Annotated in this window: 19 protein-coding genes; 7 read left to right on the top strand and 12 right to left on the bottom strand. The window is 59.4% G+C overall.

Annotation, left to right across the window (positions count from 1 at the left end):
- Positions 1-38 precede the first annotated feature (38 nt).
- Positions 39-704 (top strand): hypothetical protein, encoded by a 666-nt coding sequence (locus NA78x_RS01950; protein ID WP_425616736.1) that lies wholly within the window; start codon positions 39-41, stop codon positions 702-704.
- Positions 701-1,639, top strand: coding sequence for a hypothetical protein (locus NA78x_RS01945; protein ID WP_425616735.1), 939 nt, complete (start codon positions 701-703; stop codon positions 1,637-1,639). Before NA78x_RS01950 ends, NA78x_RS01945 begins: the two co-directional genes overlap by 4 nt.
- 15 nt (positions 1,640-1,654) lie before the next feature.
- On the opposite strand, the gene NA78x_RS01940 is transcribed toward NA78x_RS01945, so the two are convergent.
- From NA78x_RS01940 to NA78x_RS01925, 4 genes are all read right to left on the bottom strand, one after another.
- Positions 1,655-2,725 (bottom strand): substrate-binding domain-containing protein, encoded by a 1,071-nt coding sequence (locus NA78x_RS01940; protein WP_425616734.1) that lies wholly within the window; start codon positions 2,723-2,725, stop codon positions 1,655-1,657.
- 54 nt (positions 2,726-2,779) lie between these two features.
- A complete protein-coding gene (locus NA78x_RS01935) occupies positions 2,780-4,078 on the bottom strand; it encodes a PQQ-binding-like beta-propeller repeat protein (RefSeq protein WP_425616733.1) in 1,299 nt (432 codons plus the stop codon).
- 144 nt (positions 4,079-4,222) lie between these two features.
- Complete coding sequence (locus tag NA78x_RS01930; RefSeq protein WP_425616732.1) at positions 4,223-5,170, bottom strand: FliM/FliN family flagellar motor switch protein; 948 nt, start codon at positions 5,168-5,170, stop codon at positions 4,223-4,225.
- A complete protein-coding gene (locus tag NA78x_RS01925) occupies positions 5,167-5,475 on the bottom strand; it encodes a hypothetical protein (protein WP_425616731.1) in 309 nt (102 codons plus the stop codon). The genes NA78x_RS01930 and NA78x_RS01925 overlap by 4 nt, the downstream gene beginning before the upstream one ends.
- Here NA78x_RS01925 and NA78x_RS01920 point away from each other — a divergent pair.
- Complete coding sequence (locus tag NA78x_RS01920; protein WP_425616730.1) at positions 5,474-6,931, top strand: thioredoxin fold domain-containing protein; 1,458 nt, start codon at positions 5,474-5,476, stop codon at positions 6,929-6,931. The two genes, NA78x_RS01925 and NA78x_RS01920, sit on opposite strands and share 2 nt — an antisense overlap.
- A gap of 22 nt (positions 6,932-6,953) precedes the next feature.
- Here the strand turns inward: NA78x_RS01920 and NA78x_RS01915 are convergent, their stop codons facing one another.
- Positions 6,954-7,331, bottom strand: coding sequence for a hypothetical protein (locus NA78x_RS01915; RefSeq protein WP_425616729.1), 378 nt, complete (start codon positions 7,329-7,331; stop codon positions 6,954-6,956).
- Positions 7,332-7,484: 153 nt separating this feature from the next.
- Between NA78x_RS01915 and NA78x_RS01910 the strand changes: the two genes are divergently transcribed.
- Both NA78x_RS01910 and NA78x_RS01905 read left to right on the top strand, forming a co-directional pair.
- Positions 7,485-8,372 (top strand): sulfite exporter TauE/SafE family protein, encoded by an 888-nt coding sequence (locus NA78x_RS01910; RefSeq protein WP_425616728.1) that lies wholly within the window; start codon positions 7,485-7,487, stop codon positions 8,370-8,372.
- A gap of 196 nt (positions 8,373-8,568) precedes the next feature.
- A complete protein-coding gene (locus NA78x_RS01905; protein ID WP_425616727.1) occupies positions 8,569-9,996 on the top strand; it encodes a Gfo/Idh/MocA family protein in 1,428 nt (475 codons plus the stop codon).
- A 72-nt stretch (positions 9,997-10,068) separates the two neighbouring features.
- On the opposite strand, the gene NA78x_RS01900 is transcribed toward NA78x_RS01905, so the two are convergent.
- The 3 genes from NA78x_RS01900 to NA78x_RS01890 all read right to left on the bottom strand — a co-directional run bounded on the left by NA78x_RS01900 (position 10,069) and on the right by NA78x_RS01890 (position 13,108).
- The gene (locus NA78x_RS01900) at positions 10,069-10,479 is read right to left on the bottom strand and encodes a DUF5684 domain-containing protein (protein ID WP_425616726.1); all 411 of its coding nucleotides are present in this window, start codon (positions 10,477-10,479) and stop codon (positions 10,069-10,071) included.
- Between the two features lie 218 nt (positions 10,480-10,697).
- Positions 10,698-12,080 carry a serine/threonine protein kinase gene (locus tag NA78x_RS01895; RefSeq protein WP_425616725.1) on the bottom strand — a complete coding sequence of 461 codons (1,383 nt, stop codon included), beginning with the start codon at positions 12,078-12,080 and terminating at the stop codon, positions 10,698-10,700.
- Between the two features lie 656 nt (positions 12,081-12,736).
- The gene (locus NA78x_RS01890) at positions 12,737-13,108 is read right to left on the bottom strand and encodes a c-type cytochrome domain-containing protein (RefSeq protein ID WP_425616724.1); all 372 of its coding nucleotides are present in this window, start codon (positions 13,106-13,108) and stop codon (positions 12,737-12,739) included.
- A gap of 258 nt (positions 13,109-13,366) precedes the next feature.
- Between NA78x_RS01890 and xylA the strand changes: the two genes are divergently transcribed.
- Entirely contained in the window at positions 13,367-14,680 is a 1,314-nt protein-coding gene (gene xylA, locus NA78x_RS01885; protein WP_425616723.1) for a xylose isomerase, read from the top strand.
- Between the two features lie 111 nt (positions 14,681-14,791).
- Positions 14,792-15,559, top strand: coding sequence for a sensor histidine kinase (locus tag NA78x_RS01880; protein ID WP_425616722.1), 768 nt, complete (start codon positions 14,792-14,794; stop codon positions 15,557-15,559).
- A 34-nt stretch (positions 15,560-15,593) separates the two neighbouring features.
- Here the strand turns inward: NA78x_RS01880 and NA78x_RS01875 are convergent, their stop codons facing one another.
- The 4 genes from NA78x_RS01875 to NA78x_RS01860 all read right to left on the bottom strand — a co-directional run bounded on the left by NA78x_RS01875 (position 15,594) and on the right by NA78x_RS01860 (position 19,812).
- Positions 15,594-16,031 (bottom strand): response regulator, encoded by a 438-nt coding sequence (locus NA78x_RS01875; RefSeq protein ID WP_425616721.1) that lies wholly within the window; start codon positions 16,029-16,031, stop codon positions 15,594-15,596.
- Between the two features lie 201 nt (positions 16,032-16,232).
- Positions 16,233-17,807: a GNAT family N-acetyltransferase gene (locus NA78x_RS01870; RefSeq protein ID WP_425616720.1), complete on the bottom strand. Its 1,575-nt coding sequence runs from the start codon at positions 17,805-17,807 to the stop codon at positions 16,233-16,235.
- Positions 17,804-18,841 (bottom strand): D-alanine--D-alanine ligase family protein, encoded by a 1,038-nt coding sequence (locus tag NA78x_RS01865; RefSeq protein WP_425616719.1) that lies wholly within the window; start codon positions 18,839-18,841, stop codon positions 17,804-17,806. Before NA78x_RS01865 ends, NA78x_RS01870 begins: the two co-directional genes overlap by 4 nt.
- A 104-nt stretch (positions 18,842-18,945) precedes the next feature.
- Positions 18,946-19,812 (bottom strand): DUF1559 domain-containing protein, encoded by an 867-nt coding sequence (locus NA78x_RS01860; RefSeq protein ID WP_425616718.1) that lies wholly within the window; start codon positions 19,810-19,812, stop codon positions 18,946-18,948.
- Positions 19,813-19,859: the final 47 nt, after the last annotated feature.

Raw genomic sequence — 19,859 nt, 5'->3', positions numbered from 1 at the left:
CCAGAGGAACGTCTACTCGCACTCCCGTAGTATCGATTATGTCGATCGCAACACCTGTAGCCCCCGAAGTCGTCGCGGACGAAGCAACCGACCGCAGTTTGCAAAACCGGCGCGTCTGGATCGCGCCCCTCTGCCTCTGCCTGGTCGCGGGTCTGCATGCCTACCGAGTGCTCACGACCGAACAATCGCCCTGGAAGGGCGGCGGCTTCGGCATGTTCTCGACCATCGACAGCGAACAGGCCCGCTCGGTGCATGCCTGGCTGATCACCGATTCCGGCGAGCATCCGCTGGAGCTTCCCAGTGACGTCGCCAAGACCGTGAGCGAACTGCGCACCATTCCCAATCAAGCGGGACTCAGCGATCTGGCCAACAAGCTTGCTCAGCGGCAGTGGAGCGATCCGGCTCTCGCCCAAGAGCAACTGGCGGCTCAACTAAGAAACGAACCGCCGGACCGGCCCCTAACTGCCCAGCGATTGCGAGAGCTGCGCGACCAGGGAGTAAGCACTGCAGTTCAAACGACGACTGGCAATCTTCAACCTGCAAGTCTCGCAGCGGTGCCCAAGGGTGAAACCAATCGGCAGGCGGTTCCGTTTCAGGCCGTGCGCGTGGAGATCTGGAAATACGAGATGCCGGTCGGAACGAACGAACTGAAGAACCGAGTTCTCTTCACGGCAAAAGCACCTGCTGGGGAGACTGCACCATGATTGCCGTTTCGCCGCCGACTCTCTCGCAACCTGCGGCCCCCGCGTGGGCCCATCGCCGCTGGTTGGCACTCGATCCCCTGCTGATCTTGCCGCCGCTTACGATTTTGCACCTGCTCATTCATGCGCCGCATGCCTGGTACCTGAGCGTGGTGCTGATTCCGCTCTTCGCCCTGGGACTGATTTTTCGCCCGTTGCTGTACACGCCGCCGTTCTGGTACATCACCGCGATGCTGCTCGGTACGACGGTCTATTTCAATTGGGAATCGACCGACAATCACAAGTACCTGTTCGTCTACTGGTCGCTCGCCCTCTGCTGCACGTTCTCACTCCCCAAATCGCAATGGGGCGAAACGCTGGCACGTACGAGCCGGCTGCTCATCGCGCTCTGCATGGTGCTGGCGACGATGTGGAAAATCTGTACGCCGGAATACATCGACGGCCGTTTCTTCACGTTCGAGTTGCTCGTCGACGATCGCTTCGCCCACTTCACTTCGTGGACGACCGGTTTGCCGCTGAAGACGCTCGCCGACAATCACACGCTGCGAGAACAACTCGGCAGCGGGCAACTGGCGGGGCTTACCAGCGTGGGACTCGCCGGCGGTGAACAGGTCGCGCTGCTCGCCCAGTTTCTGACGTGGTGGACAGTCCTCATTGAAGGCCTGATCGGTCTGCTGTTCTTCGTGCCGAAGTCCGTAGAGCCGAAGTCTCGTTGGGTCAGCCACACCCGCAACATCCTGCTCATTCTGTTTGCCGCGACCACCTACAGCGTGGCCCCCGTGCGCGGCTTTGGCTGGATGTTGATGCTGCTCGGCCTGGCGCAGTGCGAGAAAGAAGACCGCTACTATCGCTGGGGATATCTGGCGGCCTTGCTGCTCATTCAGGCGTACACCATTCCCGTTGGGCAACTCGTGAGCCTGCTGACTGGTTCGCCGTAAGATCGCGAGCTACTCTCACTCGCGATGATCGATCTTCTCGATCTCGCCGGTATCAACCGCGCGGTAGCCGGGCAGTTGCGAGATCAGTTGGCGATACTCGGCGCTGCGAATGGTTTGCACGAGGGCTGTGATGCGCGGATCGGAGGCGACTCGCTGCGCGAAACAGAGATCGTATTGCTCTTCACAAATCGGGAAGAATGGTAACTGGGCTTCCTCGCTGGCTAGTTGCAGACAGATGCCCGCATCGGCCCAGTGATTGCGAATCGCCTCGATAACTCCGCGATGATCGAGAGCCGTTCGCTGCGGCGGGCGACGATCGGCCAGAATCTCGTCCTGGCAACGCCGCGCACCAGCGCTTGGCAATCGGCCGACCCAGCGCAGCGATTCATTCGCTGCTTGCCGCAGCGAACGCACCGAAGTCTGTGTGCTCGTCGCGAGCCCTTCCTGCCACTGCGCGACGCGCAGCAGTTGCCAGTCGTCCTTTGGCAATCGCCCCTGCACCAGTTGGGCATTGCCCTGACGTTCGTTCACGCGGGCCAGATGCACACCGGCTGCATGCACCAGATTCTGCTCGAGCAACTCGAGGGCCTGACCGCTGGAACGTGAGAGCACGAGCAGGCGAAACGGCGATTGTCGCTCGTATAGTTGAGCAAGAAAGCTGGCGGCCGGATCGCAGGTGGCAATCACCAGCGTACGATTGGCGACGTCGGTCACTTTCCCTTTGAAGTCGCCGCTGGCGGCAGTGGCATCGGCCAAGCGAAGATTGGCCAGCGAGGCTTCGACCGGATAAGCCAAGACTTGCCCGCCGACTTCGGCGAGCCAATAGCGGCAAGGAAACACTGCGGGTTGCCAGGCCCAGGTGATCGCCGTGCCAGCTGCATCCGAGCCAAACAGTTCTTCAACCGAGCACTCAAAAATTCGAGCCAGCTGAATCGCTGCCTCGACCGAAGGGACCAGCCGGCAGCTCTCGATGGCGCTAATGCCCGACCGAGAGATGCCCGTCTTCTCTGCCAGATCAGCCTGCGACAGCCCGCGTGCCTGGCGAAAGGACTTGACCCGGTTGGCTGATTTTCGAGTGGCTGACATCATCAGGCCACTATATCTCAAGTTCGTAGCAGGGCCAAACTGCCGACCAGGCTGCTACTTTTTGGTAACGTCGTAGCACAAGATCTTGTCCTGCTCGCGCAGGTAGAGCTTGCCGTCGGCAATCACGGGGTGCGACCAACTGGGGCGTTCGCCACCGTCAGGAATCTTGAAGCTGCCGACTTCGATGTAGTCTTCGGGCGTCGCCTTGGCGAGCACCATCGTGCCGTCGGCAAAGCGAATGTAGAGGTGACCATCGGCGGCCGCGAACGAAGCCGACTTCTTGCCGCTGGCTCGCTTCTTCCATTTGATTTCGCCGGTCATCAGGTCGGCGCACCATGGAATGCCCTGATCGTCTGAATCGCCGTACAGGTGATCGCCCACCAGGACGATGCCGCCATGCTTATTCGCTAGGTCAGTGTTGATGGGAAAGATCTCTTCCATTTCCACCTTGCCGTCGGCAGCCGGCTTTTGCTTGAGGAGCGCACCACCTCGCTTGTAACCCGCGGCAAAGAAGACGAGATCGCCACGGACGATTGGTGTGGGAATGACTGCGGTGGTCCTGTCGATGGGATACTGCCACAGCCGTTCGCCGTCTTTCGCCCGCACGCCCAGGGCACCACTGCCCGTTGTTTGCACGTAGACCTTGGTATCGCCGATTTGCGAGATCACCACCGAAGCATGCCCCGCGCCACGATCGTCAGCGCTCACGCACTTCCAAATGGTTTCGCCATTCTTCTTGTTCAGAGCCACCATTGTTGCGGTGGTGCCGCCGGGGGTGCAGATCAGGTTGTCGCCGTCAATCAAAACCGACTCGCTGTAACCCCAACTGTCGGCCTTCTTGCCGGAAAACTCGTCCTTGATGTTCTTGCGCCACAGTTCCTTGCCGGTTGAGACCTCGCAGGCAATCAACTCGCCGTAAGGCGTCAGAATGTAGACCGAGTCGCCATCGACGGTCGGTGTGCTGCGCGAGCTTTGCCAACTTTCTTGACCGCTGGTCCAAGCCTTGCCGGTCTTGGTCTTCCACAGTTGCTTGCCATCGGCCTGATTGAAGCAAGTGAGGTATTCGTCCTTGTCTTCTTCTCCGGCGGTCGACAGAGCATCGCCGAGGGTAAAGATCTTGCCACCCGCAATCGCCAGGCTCGAGTAGCCACGACCAGCGCCTGGCGCTTCCCAGAGCAACGCAGGACCTTCGGAGGGCCACTCAGTGAGCAGGCCCTTGTCGGGCGAAACAGCGGTTCGCGTCGGTCCACGGAAGGTCGGCCAGTCGGATTCGGCAGCGATGCCGAGCGTCGCCAGCGAGGACAAACAGAGCGAAGCATAGCAAAGGCTGCCGATGAGTTTGCGAAGGGTCATCGTCGAGTTACCTGGGGGTGATTCGGGCCAGTAGAAGGAAGGCGTGCGCTTGAGGCAAGCTGTATGGCTAGCCCTGATTATGCGCAGCGTCGGCGGCGTTTGGGGAGAGTGGTTGGGAATCGTGCGGATTCCCGCCGGGACCTGTTAGCCACGCTTGCCGCGAACCGACCAGAATCGCTCGTCGGGCATGACCATCGAAGTAATTCGCAGGCCGAACTTTTCGCCGACCTTCACTGCTTCGCCCACGGCGAACTCGTGCCCGCCCACCGCGAGTGACAACGGCTGTTCGCACGATTGATTGAACTGAATAATCGAGCCCGGACCAATCTCTAGAATGCGTCCCACGGGGAGTTGTGTCGTGGCCAAAGAGGCCACAATCGGCACGCGGATCTTCAGCAGGCTGCGCGTGTACGACGGTAGTGCTGGAATGCCATCTTCAAAATCTTGAGGGGCGACAGGTGCCGGCGCACGTAGTACGTTGGCGAAGCGATTCACCGGGGGTGCTGGAGCGGAAGTGGTTGCCGCGACGACGGCTTCGATTTCGGCCGGAGGCGCAGGAGCAGTGTCTTTCTTCGCGGGCACTTCTTTCGCTGGTGCTTCCAGCAACTGTTTGTGGTCAGCCAAACCGATGAGTGCCGCGGGCAGGTCTTGCCCGCCGTAGTGAATCGTCAGCGAGAGCAATTCGCTCGCAGCTGTGGCCTGGCAACGAAGCAATGCCTCTTGCAGGTTATCGAGCTTGGCCGTTTGATCGCTCGTCGGCATCAAGGCTTCGGGAAGCAAGATCATGCCGAGCTCTTGCGCGAGCGTCGCTAGCTTGCTTTTGCCGGTGGCATCGGGAGCGGCGATCCAGGCTGGCAGTTTGCCGTCGGCATCGGCGACCAGCAGCGCGTACGCGCCAGCCTCCTGATGAAAGACGACGGCAAGTCCCGCGTGATTCCACTCGTCCTTGGCAACGAGTGTGAGCAATTCCGCTGCCTCACCAATCGTGACGGTGGTAGCCTCGCCGAAGGCCCGTTGCCAGGCTTCGGATCCTTCGCCAATGCCTGCGCGGCACTGGGCAATCACTTCAGCGGTAATGAGGGGCGAGGTCATGCAATCGCTGGATCTAAATAGACGTGACGATGGAACCGGTTCTCACTGCATATCGGCAGAAGAGCCGGCAAACTTCGCCCGGTCGTTAAAGTGCGTCCGAATTGCCCGCTCGTTGCTAGCGAGCCCGCTGCAGCCATCTGCTTGCTGGCATGCGAAGAAGTGGGCGGCACAACCAAACTTACTGCCAATTTCACTACAAACCATTTTGCGGGTGTATTCGTTAAGGTCATCGTGCCGAAAGAAAGGAAACGGCGCGCGGGAAATACGCCGGTGCTGGCAGTCACTTTTGCAAGGTGTTCGAACATGGTCGTACGAACTTCCCTCTCTACGCTTCTGATCTTGGCGTCGACAGTTGCCTCGTTGGCTGCCGAGGATCAAATGCCTTGGGTCGAGGAATATCCCGTCGCTTGCCAGCAGGCGAACAACGAAGGGAAGCTCGTCCTGCTGCACTTCACTTCCGACAACTGCACCTACTGCGTCAAGCTGGAGAAGAACGTCTTCAGCCGCAAGGACGTGGCCGATCACGTGGCCAAGAACTTTGTGCCGGTCAGTGTGCATGCCAGTAAGAATCCGCAGCTGACACAAAAGTACAACGTCCGGGCCTTTCCGACCGATGTGTTCGTCACGCCCGCTGGTGTCGAAGTCTTTCGCACGGTCAGCCCGCAAAGCCCGACCGACTACATGAACCTGATGACCAGTGTCGCCAAGAACACCGGCATCGGTGCGGGTCGCGATGCCAGCGCGTTGCCGCCGCAGCAACAGGTCGCTGCCACGCAGACACTTACTTCGCCACCGCTAGCCACTCCCGCTGCTGCAGCACCCGCGAACAGTCCGTGGGTCATTCCGCAGCCTCGCGATGCCGTTGCCCAGGTGAGTGCCCAAGCCAACTCGCAAGCTCAGTGGGCCGTGAGTGGTGCGCAAGCGACGGCTCAGCAATACAACCAACAAGTTCAGCAATACGGCGGCCAGGCTCAGCAGTATGGCCAACAGGCACAGCAGCAGGCTCAGCAATCGGCCGAACAGGCCAAGCAGAACTTGCAACAAGCGTGGCAAGCCGCCCAGGCCCAAGCGGGCCAGACCGCGAATCAAACCGCTCAGACCACGCAGCAAGTGGCTCAGCAAGCAAACCAAATGACGCAGGACACCACGCAAGCCGCTGCCACGGCCGCCAAGGAAGTCCTCAACAAGTACACCACCCCGTTGCAAACGCAGGCCGTTTCGACGGGTGCTCCAGCCGGTGCTTTCGCACCTTTCCAAATGCCTGCTGCAGGTCAACCAACGACAGCTCCACCGGCCCAGACCTTAGCTCCCAATCCAACCGCCACTGTCTCGGCTTCGGAAAGCAATCCCGCGCTGACACCTCCACCGGCCTCAATGGCCAGCGGCACGTACCCCATCGTGATGGAAGGCTTCTGCCCGGTCTCGCTCCTCACCGAAGGGAAGTGGAAGAAGGGTGAGGCTCAGTTCGGTGCCAAGCATCGTCGCCGCACATTCCTCTTCGCCAGCGCCGCCCACCAGCAACAGTTCCTCGCTGATCCCGATCGCTTCAGCCCGGTGATGGTCGGCTACGATCCGGTTAAGTTCATGCAGACCGGCGAACTGATCGAAGGGAAGGCCACCTTCGGCCTGACCTATCGCAAGCAGATCTATCTCTTCACCGACGATGCCTCGCTGAAGACCTTCTGGCAGAACCCTCGCCAGTTCACCGACGGCCTTCGTCAAGCCATGACACAGAACGAACGGGGCACCACAATTCGGTAGTCGCTTCCCAGTGAGGCGAAGCTTATCCTTCGCCGAACAAGAACTTGCATTCTTGTGTATCGAAGATGGTGAACAGCCCAGTCGACTGCAATTGTTCGTTGATCATCAGGTAATCATTGAACAGATCCATCTCCGGATCCTCGCTGGTCATCTCAAATCGTTTGCTGCATCCTTGGCAGGGGATCGAGAATCTCTTGGCGATTTCGTCGCTCTCCTGCAAGACGTGCGGAGCGTCGTTGCTGCCGATCTCGATAAATCCGCCATCGGCAACCAGCCGGATTTGACCCCCGCTACGCTCCACTTTCGCTTGGCCAGACTTTGCCACGTCGGAAACGATTCGATGCAAGTCGTCTGTGGCGAAGGTCGCACCGGGTTTGAGCATGATCAGCGTGTCGTACATTGGGCGCCTGACGAATGAGTGACTGGATACCCGCTGCGAGATGGTAGAACTGCCACGCCAACGTTGCCTTCACCGCTAGTGCCGTAATCATCCCCGCATCGAATATACTGGGCCAGTCTTCGCCCCGCCCATCCCTCGGTTGAAAGCGATCCGTTGCCTCCTGAAGTTACACCTCTGGTCCCAACTCCGGGGCTGCTCGACTTTGCCTGGCTCTGCATTACGGCCGCACTGGCAGGCGGCGTGAATGCGCTCGCTGGTGGTGGTACGCTGCTGACGTTTCCGGCGCTGTTTGCCGCTCTGGGACCGGCGAACTCGGTGATGGCCAACGGTACCAGCACCGTAGCGTTGGCTCCCGCTTCGTTCAGCAGTGCTTGGGCCTATCGCAAAGAATTGGCCAAGGAGTGGCGCTGGCTCATCTTGTTGATTGCACCCAGTCTGGTAGGCGGCGTGATCGGTACGCTGCTGGTAACCCGACTGCCCGATAGCTACTTCAAAGCACTCATCCCCTGGCTGATCCTGCTGGCCTCTAGCCTGTTCGCCCTGCAGCCTTTGCTCGCACGAAAAAAGGGGGATTTGCCAGCGACGGGCGCTGAGCCCGCACCGCCCAAACATTCGATTGGCAAGCTAGTGCTGATCGTCTTCTTTCAATTGGCCATTGCCATTTATGGCGGTTACTTTGGCGCTGGCATCGGCATCTTGATGCTCACCGGCCTCGGGCTGATGGGCTTGAAGAACATGCACGAAATGAACGCCCTGAAGACGGTCCTCGCCGGCTGCATCAACGGCATGTCGGTCGGCATCTTCGTGTGGGAAGGGAAAGTGAATTGGCCCATCGCCCTGATGATGATGGTGACCTCGATCATCGGCGGCTATCTCGCCGCCAGCTTTGGCCGCCGCCTCAAGCCGATCTACATTCGCTACTTCGTCATCGCCATGGGCTTCATCCTTTCCGCCTGGTTCTTCTACGGGCAATGGCGGCAAGCGAACGAACCGGTCGAAGTGCCGGCGATTCAGGCTACCCCCAGAGAGTATTCAAGGTAGCCCGACGCGTCAGCGAGGGAGACTCTCGTTTGAGAGAGTTTGGCCGAACAGTTGTGAATCGTGTTCATTCGCTTGCAGTTCTCCCTCGCTAACGCGTCGGGCTACTTCAAAGGCAGTTTCCTCGGCACTTTCGCTGGGTTAGATTGGCGACTGACCCGTCGCTCACACAAAACCCTTTCCGATCCGAGAGCCTCTCATGTCCCGAGCCAATCGTTCGTCTCGTCGTCAGTTCCTGCACGCGGCCGCCGGTGCTACCGCTGGCGCGATGGTCGCCCCTTATTTTCTCAGTGGCTCGCCGGTGATTGCGCAAGACGCCAAGACCAAGAGCGCTAACGACCGGCCGATTCTCGGCTGCATCGGCGTGGGCGATCGTTGGAACGCAGTGGGTCCGCAGGCGATGAATTTTGGCGATTGCGTGGCCGTGTGCGATGTCGATACCGCCATGACCGACAAAGCGAAAGCCCGCGTCACCGACATTCAAAGCAAGAAGGGGAGCACTCGCGACGTGGCCGTGTACGGCGACTATCGAAAGCTGCTCGAAGACAAGAACATTCAAGTCGTGACCATCGTCACGCCCGATCACTGGCACAGCAAGATCGCCATCGAAGCGATGAAGGCCGGCAAAGACGTCTACTGCGAAAAGCCGCTGACCCTCACCATCGACGAAGGCAAGCAGATCATCAAGGTGCTGAAAGAAACCGGCCGTGTCTTTCAAGTTGGCACGCAGCAGCGGAGCGAGATGAGCGCCAACAAGGGGGCCGTAAAATCGCAGTTCCTCGTCGCCGTCGCTCTGTGTCGCAATGGTCACTTAGGCGAGATCAAAAAGGTCACCTGCGCCATCGGCGGCTCGATCAAGAGTCCGGAACTTCCCAAAGCTCCGGTGCCTGCGACCCTGAACTGGGACATGTGGCTCGGCCAGGCTCCAATGACGGACTACATCATGTTTCCCACCGGTAGCTCGAACAAGAACTATCCGGCCAGCCGCGTACACTACGAATTCCGCTGGTGGTACGAGTATTCAGGCGGCAAGATGACCGACTGGGGCGCTCACCATGTCGATATCGCCCAGTGGGCAATTGGTATGGAAAACAGCGGACCGAATAGCGTGGAAGGAACCGCCAAGCATCCGGTGCCATTCAAAGATGGCTGGCCGACCGTCGACAACATGTACAACGCGGCCACCGAGTTCCTGGTGAAGGCCAACTTCCCGAACGGCGTCGAGATGACCATTCGTCACGACACCGAAAACGGCATCACCATCGAAGGAACCAAGGGGACGATCTTCGTCAGCCGTGGTGCGCTACGCGATGTCGCTGGCACCGTGGTCGCCGACCATCTGAAGGACAACGCCCTTCCAGAAGAGGTGATCACCAAGCTCTACAAGGGGAAGAAGCCCGGCAATCACATGGCCAACTTCTTCGAGTGCGCTGCGTCACGCGAGCAGCCGATCAGCGATGTCTATACCCATCATCGCTCGATGACGACTTGCCATCTGGCCAACATCGCCATCCGCCTCGACCGCAAGCTGAAGTGGAATCCCGAGACGGAGCAGATTGAAGGGGACGACGTCGCCAACGGCTTCGTCAAACGCGAAGCACGCAAGGGCTACGAAGTGACGGCGTAGTGTTTGGAGTGACTGCGGTTTGTGGCGGGGCGTGATTCACGCCCCGCCAAGTAGGACCGCTGCAGGTACGATTTAGAATACGTGCTGAGGACCTTGGTACTTCGCATCGCCGAAGCCCAACATGGGATAGAAGATGAATGGCAACAGAATCATCCCGACCGCGAAGCCCATCCCCTTGCCAAAGCTCTTGGCCAGTTCCAGCGCCACGATGATGCCGAACACCGGTCCCACGCAGAACAGCAGCAGCAGCCACCAAATGGGGCGGTCGATAATCTCGAGCAGCACGACCGCGTTGTAAATCGGAATGATGGCCGCCCAACCGGGCTTGCCAGCCTTCTCGAAAATCTTCCACATGCCGGCAATGATGCCCACGATCAGGAGCAAATAGACGCATGAGCAGAGCATGCTCATGACCCCGCCAGCCGCCGCAGCAGCTGCACCGTCACCATCGTTCTGAGCCAGCAACAAAAGATTCGTCAACATACCGCGATCCCTCGAGATTTGTGAAGCTTCTTCGAAGAAAACAGGAAATAGCTTGCGAAGACTTCGCGCTGGAAGAGCGGCGGCGATCATCCCTCGCGAGCGGTATTCTACTCGTGGCCGCAATTCATACCACAGCAACTGGCAAAAAAGTGCGACAGTGGAAGGTTGAAGGTTTCAAGGTTAAGGTTCAAAGTTGGGGAAGCCGTTGAGTCCGCAGTTTACCCGCGCATCAAAAACAGCAGCGATGCCACGAGGGCCCCGAGCGCCATCGAAATGGGCACCGAGACGGCCAGTGTGGCGACAATCAGCCACATCGGGTTCATGGGCTGCGGAAAAGTAAAGCCGAAAACCGAACTGCTTTTATGATGCGTCTTGCTGAGTGATGCTGTGTCTTGGGTGGCCGCCGCCAGTGAGCCGGTGACTTGCGAAAACTGTCCGGGCTGCGAACTGCTCACCGAGTGATCGCTGGCGTCGGTATCTTGTGCGCCGTCACCTTTGTTTCGGTCGTCTTCAATCACCGGCAAGGGCTGCGTCGTCCAGGCAGAAGTCGCGTTCTTGGGCGTGGCGATGGGAGTTAAATCGCCGGCCCATTGTTCCAGACGGGCCACCACCTCGTCGCACGTTTGCACCCGGCGAGTAGGATCTTTTTCCATCATGTCGGCGATAACGTCCACAAACTCTTCGTGCAGTTCGGGATTGAATCGCCGCGGATGCCAAGGCGTTTCGTCGGTGTGGCGGCGTGCCTTGTCGCGAGCCGTACCGCCCGGGAACGGAACCTTGCCGCACACCGAGTAATAGAGCGTGCAGCCAAGCGAATAGATGTCGCTGACGGTGCCGATATCGCGCGGGGTACGAATCTGCTCGGGAGACAAATAGTCAGCCGTGCCGACGACCTTCCCCGCCCGCGGATCGCGATCGGCTTCTTCCATGAAACCGGCCAGACCCAGGTCCGAAACCTTCGCAATCCCTTCGGGCGTGACCAGAATGTTGCCGGGCTTCACGTCGCGATGAATCAATCCTCGCGCATGAGCTTCGGCCAGGCCACGGGCCGATTGCAGCACCACGCTGGCCGCCTGTTGTTGCGTCAGCGGACCTTGCGAACGGACCAGCCGCCGCAAGTCCATGCCTGGCACGTATTCGGTGACGAGGTAATGGACTTTGCCATCGCAGCCCGCGTCGTAGGCCCGCACCAGGTTCGGGTGATCGAGTTGAGCCTGGGTGCGAATTTCGCGCATGAAGCTGTTCACGGCTTCGGGCGTCGACTTGTGCAGCGGTAAGACCTTCACCGCGCATTCTCGCCCCATCATCCGATGGACGCCTTTGAAGACCTGCCCCATCCCGCCGTGGCCGATGGAATCGGTGATGATGTACGGACCGAGTGTCAGCTTGGTCCGGCCAACCTTAATCTGCTCGGCCTGATAGACCGTCAGCAGTTTCATCTCGATCAACTTGGCCGCGACGGCGCTGTCATCGACCTCGATCACTTCCGACGGAATCAGGGCGGCCGCGCGGACGGCCTGAAACGCGTCGTCGTACTGTTCGGGCGTGACCAATCCGCTCACGAGCGCGAACGAGCGAAATTTCGATCGCGTGGTGCTCATGGGGTGGTGATCCTTACTCTTTGACGAAGACTATCTGCTGACATTTGCTACTGGCACTTGCCTGCTGCCACTCTTAAGTTACCGCGCCCTACGATGCCGTTACGGGAAATCCTGACCGCCAAGGCCGACTGTGCGGGAAATTAGACGACGACCCCCCGGCTGACGGTTCCTACCTTGGTTGATAACCGCCGGCGACCGCTGTCCGCTAGGGTCACTTCGGCGAATCACACGGATTTCATCTGCCTGCGATACCAGCCTGCCTGACAACCGATTTTGATAACTTTTTCAGCACTTAAATTCACTCCCGAACAGCCCCTTTAACCCTCAGTTTGGTAAGCAGTTCCGTCCATCGGAATCGGTTATTTTGCCCTTCTGGTGATAACCGTTTGATAACCGAATTTCACCGCCTCACCGACCCCTGTTCACCCCTCGTTTCGTTGCTTGCCTGTCCTCAGCCATCGACTTCGCCTGATGCGACTTGGCCGATCGCCGCACTGCAACGATGCATTTTCCCGTCGCACGATTCGCGCACAGGCTCATCGCCCGCCCAACTCTTGCGGCTTCACTCGAACCGACTTATTAAGAACATTATCGAAAAGTGGCGGTCGATTGTCAAGCAATATTTTGTGCGTGGCGAAGCCGAAGAGCACGAGCGGTCACTTGGCCGCTGACATCGCTTTGACCCATTGCTCGAAGAGTTGAATCTGCTCGTCGCTCAGCTTGCCGGCGGGGGGCATTTGATAGTCGGCCTCTTGATAGCGAATGGCCTTGAGCAGAAAGCTGTTTTCGACGTCGCCGGGCACGACCGCGGGGCCGTTGGGCCCCCCCTTGAGGATCTCCTCGAGTGTATCGAGCTTGAGGCCCCCCTTCACTTCTTCTGCCTTGGCCGAGTGGCAGTCAAAGCACTTGCTCTCCAGCAGCGGTCGAATCTTCTTGGTGAACAACTGGTCCGCTTCCTCCGCAGGCGCGATTCCCACCAGTGTGAGACCGGCAACCAGGGCGCTGAAGATCGCAATAGATCGCGGCATGAAGGGTGCTCGGCGAGCGAAGCGGCGGGGAAGGTGAATGACCCGTGAATTAGACCACGCGCAGAGCGAAATTGCCACTCTTGGTGTGGACGGGGGCGCCGCATGCCGCCTGCCGAATCCTGCGGGTACGTTGCGATTCGGCGGCGAATCTGCGACGATTGCCGGCTTAGTTCTGGGCGTCTCGCCGGGCAGTCGATTGCCCGCCTGCGCCGGGTTCTCTCCCCTAAAATCATTGTTTCTGACAGAGAAGAGCAAGTCATGGCCGCCGCGTTTCCTGAAGTCAGCAAGATCAAGTACGAAGGCCCCCAGTCGAAGAACCCGCTCGCCTTTCGCTGGTACAACGAAAGCGAAGTGATCGAGGGGAAGACGATGAAGGACCACATGCGGTTCAGCGTCGTCTATTGGCACACCTTCCGCGGCACCGGTAGCGATCCGTTTGGCCCCGGCACGGCCGTTCGCCCCTGGGATGATGGCTCGCCCAGCGTCGAGAACGCTGTGAATCGCGTGAAGGTCGCCTTCGAACTGATCGAAAAGCTCGGCGCGCCGTACTACGCCTTTCACGATCGCGACGTCTCGCCCGAAGGGGCCACGCTGGCCGAATCGAACAAGATTTTCGATACGGTTGTGAAGGCGCTGAAAGAGGAGCAACAGCGGACGGGCATCAAGCTGCTGTGGGGCACCGCCAACATGTTCAGCCATCCGCGCTACATGCATGGTGCGGCCACTACTTGCAATGCCGATGTCTTCGCCTATGCCGCTTCGGCCGTGAAGAAGTGCCTGGAAGTGACCAAGGAACTCGGCGGTGAGAACTACGTGTTTTGGGGCGGTCGCGAAGGCTATCAGTGCCAGCTGAACACCGACATGAAGCGCGAGCTGGATCACCTGGCCAAGTTCTTTCACATGGCGGTCGACTATGCCAAGAAGATCGGCTTTACCGGGCAGTTTCTGATCGAGCCCAAGCCTAAAGAACCTACTAAGCATCAGTACGATAGTGATGCCGCGGCCTGCCTCAATTTTTTGCGGGCCTACGACCTGCTGCCGCACTTCAAGTTGAACCTGGAAACCAACCATGCCACGCTCGCCGGGCATACGATGATGCACGAGCTTGATTATGCGGGCTTCCAGGGTGCTGTCGGTTCCATCGACGCCAACACGGGTGACTTGCTGCTCGGTTGGGATACCGATCAATTCCCCACCAACTACTACCTGACCACCGAGATCATGCTGATGCTGTTGAAGTACGGCGGCATCGGTACGGGGGGCGTAAACTTCGATGCGAAGGTGCGCCGCGAGAGCTTCGAGCCCATCGACCTGTTCTACGCTCACATTGGTGGCATGGATGCCTTTGCCAAGGGACTGCGGGTGGCGGCAGCGATTCGAGCCGAAGGCGAGTTCGAAAAGTTCGTAAAGGACCGCTACAGCAGCTGGGACAGCGGCGTGGGTGCCGAAGTAGAATCGGGGAAGGCAACTTTTGAGTCGCTCGAAGCGTATATGTTGAAGAAGGGCGAAGTTGCTGCGAACCGCAGTGGTCGTCAAGAATGGTTGGAAAACCTGTTCAACCGTTACTTGTAAAGTACGCTGGTAGATGCAGGTTGATTGCGACGATAAGAGCTGATCTGCCAAGCGGGCTGCGGTCGACGTTTGACTGTCAGTGATGCCAGTCGCGTTAGAGCTCGTGAACCTATGTCTGCTTTGCCCATCGACGAACTGACTCAACTGCGCGACCAATGCGCTGAGCTGGCTCGTGAACGGGAATTGCTGCTTCGCGAGCGAGAGGTGCTGCTCCTCTCGCTCGAACTGCACGAGCGCGATCGCCAGCTGCTGGCCTTCGAAATTCACGATGGCATCGTGCAAGATATGTCGGCCAGCGTGATGCTGCTGGACTCTGCCGCTCGGCAATTGCAGTTTGGCGAGACCGAGTCAAAGGAATTGTTCGAACGCGCGGTGAGCACGCTGCGCGAGAGTGTCGCCGAAGCGCGACGCCTGATTCGCGGCCTGATTCCGGTGGTGCTCGATCAAGCCGGCTTTATTACGTCGCTGCAAAAGCTGGTGCTGCGGTTTCAGTCCGACAACGGCTTGCAGGTCGACTTTCAAGCCGACGTGCAAGTGAAGCACCTGGCTCCGGCGTTCGAGATGATCATCCTGCGGATCGTGCAGGAATCGCTGAACAACGTCTGGCGTCATAGTCAAACGAGCCGCGCTACGGTGCGCGTGGTGCAGCAGCAAGACGAACTGCTGATGGACATTTCCGATCAGGGAGTGGGCTTTGATCCCGAAGAGATCAGGCCTTCTCGCTATGGCCTGACGGGCATGAAAGAGCGAGCCCGAATGATGGGTGGTACGACCGAGATCATCAGCCAGCTGGGGCACGGGACGCGGATCGATGTCCGCCTGCCGCTGGCCCAAGCGGTTGTCGACGAGCATCTGGGCGAACGTCGCGGGCCGCAGTAATCTGGTCTGCGGCCGGGAGCTCTTCGGCTGCTATCTAGTTAGCGACCAGCGATTGAGTGCGACGCTGCCGCAGTTCTTCGAGCGTGGTGCGCCAACGATCGTTCTTGCGAACGGATTCGCCCAGGATTTCGAGCAGCGGTTCGAAGTTCAAAATCGGCTTGAAGTAGAGAGCTTCGGCGCCGTTGCGAAGTGAATCGAGCACGGCGTTCATGCTAACCAGGCCGGTGAGCATGATGACTTGAATGCCGCCGTCGTAGCGCTTGATCTGCTTGAGAACTTCGAGACCATCGAAGCGCGGCATCGAGATATCGAGTAGACAGATGCGCGCGTTGGTCGAGAGCAGCAGCTCTTCGATGTTCACCGGATCGGCACAGCTGGTCACATCGTAGCCATGTTCGTGCAGCCGATTGCTGACCAGACGGAGGACTGCCGGATCGTCGTCAATGTGCAGAATGTTTCTTCGGTCGTTCACGTTTTGCCCCTAGAACGGTTTGCCCCTCCCGCTTCGCTTTGAAGAGCGACCCTTGCCGCACATTCAGTTGACGGGATACGAAAACGTACCTTTGAAATGTTCCGAGGGGCGTTTTCTCCCCCGACTGCGACAAAAGAGCGGGTTCCCTTACAAAAATGGTTTCGCCTGTAAGGATTGTGCAATCGGCGACACGCGAAAGATTCACTGCCCCGCAGGCGGCAATTTGCTTTTGTGAATTCGCCGTACGAAAACGGCCTTATCGTCCGCGGTAGCATAGTAGTCGCGCAGGATCGCTTCGAGCGCGTAGCCACACCGCTCGTAGAAGTATCGTGTGGCTGCATAATCGGGACGAGCGGAGGTTTCGATATAAATCCGCTGGCCCCCCGCAGCGGCAATATTGGCTTCGGCGGCCTGCAGCAATTGCTGGCCAATCCCGCGCCCCTGCAACGCTGGCCGGACGGCGATCCAGTACAAGTCGTAGCTGCCGAGCGTGACGGTATTGAGTCCGTAGCAAGCATAGCCCAGCACCTGGCCATCATCTTCGGCAAACAGGAACTCGTAGCCACTGCTCGCGCCGTCGCGTAAGCGCACGCGCACCAGTTCGGCGGCCACGTCCACTTCGTTCGGGCGGAACATGCCCGTCGCCGCGACGATCTCGCGAACGTGCGCCTCGTCGGCTGCATGGACCGTTGATCGCAGGGTGATTGACGACGATTGACTGCTGCGCGGACGAGCAGCAGGCGGAGTACCTGCGGGCAAGTCCGGCAGCGCCGCAGCAACAATCCGCTCGACGGCCTGCGTCAGCGACAGTCCCGCTTGTTGCACCGCGGCGGCAAAACCCGCATCGGCGGAGAGACACGGGTTGGTGTTCACTTCCAAGATCCAAGGCTGCCCTTGCTCATCGACGCGAAAGTCAACGCGCACCCAGCCTGCCAGCTCCAGCACTTGCCAACAGGATCGCGCGATTGAACCAAGCAGTGCTAACAGGCCAGCATCGCTGGCAGGAAAATCGAACTGGCGCGGCGTGTGATCGAACTCGAACGAACCGGCGTCCCACTTCGCCGCTTGACCGACGATGCGCGGTTTGTCGGTGGGAAACTTGCTGAAGTCGATCTCGGCAGCGGGGAGCACCTGAGGCTGTGAACCGTTGGCCAACAAGGAGATGTTGAACTCGCGCCCGGCAATGAATTGCTCGGCGAAACAGGCCTTGCCGAGTCGCGCGGTCTGCTGCTGAAGCCGGTCGCGCAATTCAGCCGATGAAGTGACTTCAGCAATGGCCGCATCATCGAGCCCCAGCGAAGCATGCTCACTGATGGCCTTCAGAATGTACTGCCCGGGAATGAACTGGGCGGATGTCGCACCGCTACTTAAACCTTCGAGTGTGTACCACGCCGGCGTCGGCAAGCCGGCCAGTTGCAGCCGCTCTTTGGTGCGGAGCTTGTCGTTGCTCAGGTTGAGCGGAATGGCCGCGTTGCCCGTGCAGGGCACGTGAATCGTCTCGAGCAGCGCGGGCACGAGCCAGGCCAGTTGATCTCGCCCCGCCAGTGATTCCACCAGGCTGAAAACTACCGTGGGCTGAAAGGCTTCAACGCGCGCCAGGAGCGGTCGCAGGTCGAGATCACAGCTCATCGTATCGCAGGCATAGTTCAGTTCGCTGCAAGCCTGGGCGACAATGGCCACCTGCTCCAGCACGTCCCGTTCGGCCGCCGGTGCATCATCGGGCACACTGTTATGAACCACCAGCACGCGCGGGCGATGGTCATGGCCGGCGCTCATCGCTGGCTTCCTTTGCGAGCGTTGAACTTCTGCGCGAGTGAGACCGGCGAGGCCGCAATGCGCTGTTGGGCCGAAGCGATAATTCGCCCAATCAGGTCGGTGTAGGCAATGCCGAGCAGGGTGGCCATGATGGGCAGGTCGGAGTGTTCGGGATGAATGCCGGCCAGCGGATTCACTTCCAAAAAGCAAGGCACTCCGGCGGCATCGCAGCGAATATCGATTCGCCCGCCATCGCGACAGTTGAGCGCCCGCCAAGCCCGCAGAGCAACTTCTTCAGCCGCATTGACGGTCGGGTCATCCGCGGCCTTCGGCATTTCGTAGGCGACGCGATCCTCGCAGAACTCTTTGTTCACATACGAGTAGACCTCAGCCTCGGCTTTCGCCAGCAGCAAGATCTCCATCGTGCCCAGCACGTAGGCACTGTCTCCCGTGCCGATCATACCAATCGTGAACTCGCGCCCGGGCAGAAACGTCTCGACGAGCACGGGCTGTTGAAACTGCTGTAGCAGCCGCCCGCACGTGTGGGCCAGTTCTTGCGGGTCACGCACTTTCGAAGCAGGCGTAACTCCCTTGCCGGTCCCTTCGGCAATCGGCTTGGCGAAGAGCGGATAGGGAAGGTCGATCGCCGCGAGATCCGACGGTTGCTCAACAACGGCGAACGGCGCGGTGGGCACACCCGCGGCCCGTACCACGGTCTTGGTCAGCCCCTTATGCAGCGTGAGTGCCAGGACGAGCGGATCGGAAAACGTGTAGGGGATGCCGTACACATCCAGGATCGCGGGAACCTGTGCTTCGCGGGCGATACCACTCAGCCCTTCGGCGATATTGAAGACCAGATCCCAACGACTGCCGGTGCTCAAGCGGTCGATCAACTGCCGGGCGTGACCAATGCGGTCGGTCTGGTGCCCCAATTCTCGCAGGGCACCATCAATGGCCTCGACGGTGGATTCGCGATCGAACTCCGCCGTCTCTTCGTCACTCAGTCCAGCAGCCAGATATTCCGAGCGCAGGTCGTAGGTCAAGCCAATCAGCATGCGAAGCCAACCGAAGCATCAGGTCCGAAATTTCCCATCCAGCTGTTTACGTTAGCCCGAATTGCCCCTGCTGAACATGCCACGCTTGCCTCCGTCGGCGATCCTTAAAAATCGGGCATGACTTCGCCGCCACTACGCGTCGATAGTGCTTGCGAGTGCTGCTGCGCGGCTTGGGTCGGGATCAATCGCACGCTGCCATCGAGATAAGCCACCAGCGGCCCGCCCGGATGACTCCCCCGAGCAATCGGTCCAGCCGAGGCGTCATACTCCAAAGGTTCCGCCCAGGAAGAAGGCCCGCTCGTCGTTTCGACAAAGCCTAACGTGTTGGACAGCCCATCGGTAATGTCCATAAACTTGGCCGACTTGTTTCCTTCAAAGGCGGTCCCAGGTCCGGTCACAAACACATAGTCCGACCGCGTGGGATTGTTATTGGGATTGGAAGGATCGAGAAAAGCCTTGATCGATGATTGCGACAGACCCATGTTCTCCGGGCTGTCCCAGGCCTTGCTCTTGTCGAATTGATCGTAGAGGGCCGATTGTTCCATGAACGGGAGCAGCAACACTCGACCGCTGTAGAGCGGCTTGCCGTTCTCGTCGGTCACAACCGCCGGGGGCAGTGTGCCGTGAGTGTCCGCATAGTTGTGCAGGGCCAGGGCCAGCTGCTTCAGGTTATTGCTCGACTGCATCCGCCGGGCCGCTTCGCGCGAAGCTTGCACCGCGGGGAGTAACAGCGCGGTCAAGATGCCGCAGCAGAACAGGCCGCCGAAACCAACACCCAGGATAATCGCGACCCAGAGCATCGCCCCGCCCCCCTTCTTCGCCGGCGGGCCCGAAGTGTAGCCGGGCAAGCTGGAAGTGGCGGGAATCGTGATGGGTTTGCTGCAACCCGAACAGGGACCGGTTTGCCCCGCAAATTGATCGGCGACAACGGTTTGCTTGCCACAGTGCGGGCACGAGAACGAAATCGACATAAGCCTATGCCTCAATAGGAGGAGAGTGTGACCGCCCGATAGTATTA

The sequence above is a fragment of the Anatilimnocola aquadivae genome, from assembly GCF_049819085.1.
Taxonomy (GTDB): Bacteria; Planctomycetota; Planctomycetia; order Pirellulales; family Pirellulaceae; genus Anatilimnocola.
Note: the sequence above shows the minus strand (reverse complement) of the source record. Positions and strands in the feature narration are given on the sequence as shown.

Bases quoted from the DNA above. Each gene is read 5' to 3' on its own strand.
- xylA (WP_425616723.1), top strand. From the start codon at position 13,367: ATGGCCGCCGCGTTTCCTGAAGTCAGCAAGATCAAGTACGAAGGCCCC.
- NA78x_RS01925 (WP_425616731.1), bottom strand. From the start codon at position 5,475: ATGTTCGAACACCTTGCAAAAGTGACTGCCAGCACCGGCGTATTTCCC.
- NA78x_RS01870 (WP_425616720.1), bottom strand. From the start codon at position 17,807: ATGAGCGCCGGCCATGACCATCGCCCGCGCGTGCTGGTGGTTCATAAC.
- NA78x_RS01865 (WP_425616719.1), bottom strand. From the start codon at position 18,841: ATGCTGATTGGCTTGACCTACGACCTGCGCTCGGAATATCTGGCTGCT.
- NA78x_RS01940 (WP_425616734.1), bottom strand. From the start codon at position 2,725: ATGTCAGCCACTCGAAAATCAGCCAACCGGGTCAAGTCCTTTCGCCAG.
- NA78x_RS01900 (WP_425616726.1), bottom strand. From the start codon at position 10,479: ATGTTGACGAATCTTTTGTTGCTGGCTCAGAACGATGGTGACGGTGCA.
- NA78x_RS01860 (WP_425616718.1), bottom strand. From the start codon at position 19,812: ATGTCGATTTCGTTCTCGTGCCCGCACTGTGGCAAGCAAACCGTTGTC.
- NA78x_RS01895 (WP_425616725.1), bottom strand. From the start codon at position 12,080: ATGAGCACCACGCGATCGAAATTTCGCTCGTTCGCGCTCGTGAGCGGA.
- NA78x_RS01920 (WP_425616730.1), top strand. From the start codon at position 5,474: ATGGTCGTACGAACTTCCCTCTCTACGCTTCTGATCTTGGCGTCGACA.
- NA78x_RS01950 (WP_425616736.1), top strand. From the start codon at position 39: ATGTCGATCGCAACACCTGTAGCCCCCGAAGTCGTCGCGGACGAAGCA.
- NA78x_RS01915 (WP_425616729.1), bottom strand. From the start codon at position 7,331: ATGTACGACACGCTGATCATGCTCAAACCCGGTGCGACCTTCGCCACA.
- NA78x_RS01945 (WP_425616735.1), top strand. From the start codon at position 701: ATGATTGCCGTTTCGCCGCCGACTCTCTCGCAACCTGCGGCCCCCGCG.
- NA78x_RS01935 (WP_425616733.1), bottom strand. From the start codon at position 4,078: ATGACCCTTCGCAAACTCATCGGCAGCCTTTGCTATGCTTCGCTCTGT.
- NA78x_RS01930 (WP_425616732.1), bottom strand. From the start codon at position 5,170: ATGACCTCGCCCCTCATTACCGCTGAAGTGATTGCCCAGTGCCGCGCA.
- NA78x_RS01905 (WP_425616727.1), top strand. From the start codon at position 8,569: ATGTCCCGAGCCAATCGTTCGTCTCGTCGTCAGTTCCTGCACGCGGCC.
- NA78x_RS01880 (WP_425616722.1), top strand. From the start codon at position 14,792: ATGTCTGCTTTGCCCATCGACGAACTGACTCAACTGCGCGACCAATGC.
- NA78x_RS01890 (WP_425616724.1), bottom strand. From the start codon at position 13,108: ATGCCGCGATCTATTGCGATCTTCAGCGCCCTGGTTGCCGGTCTCACA.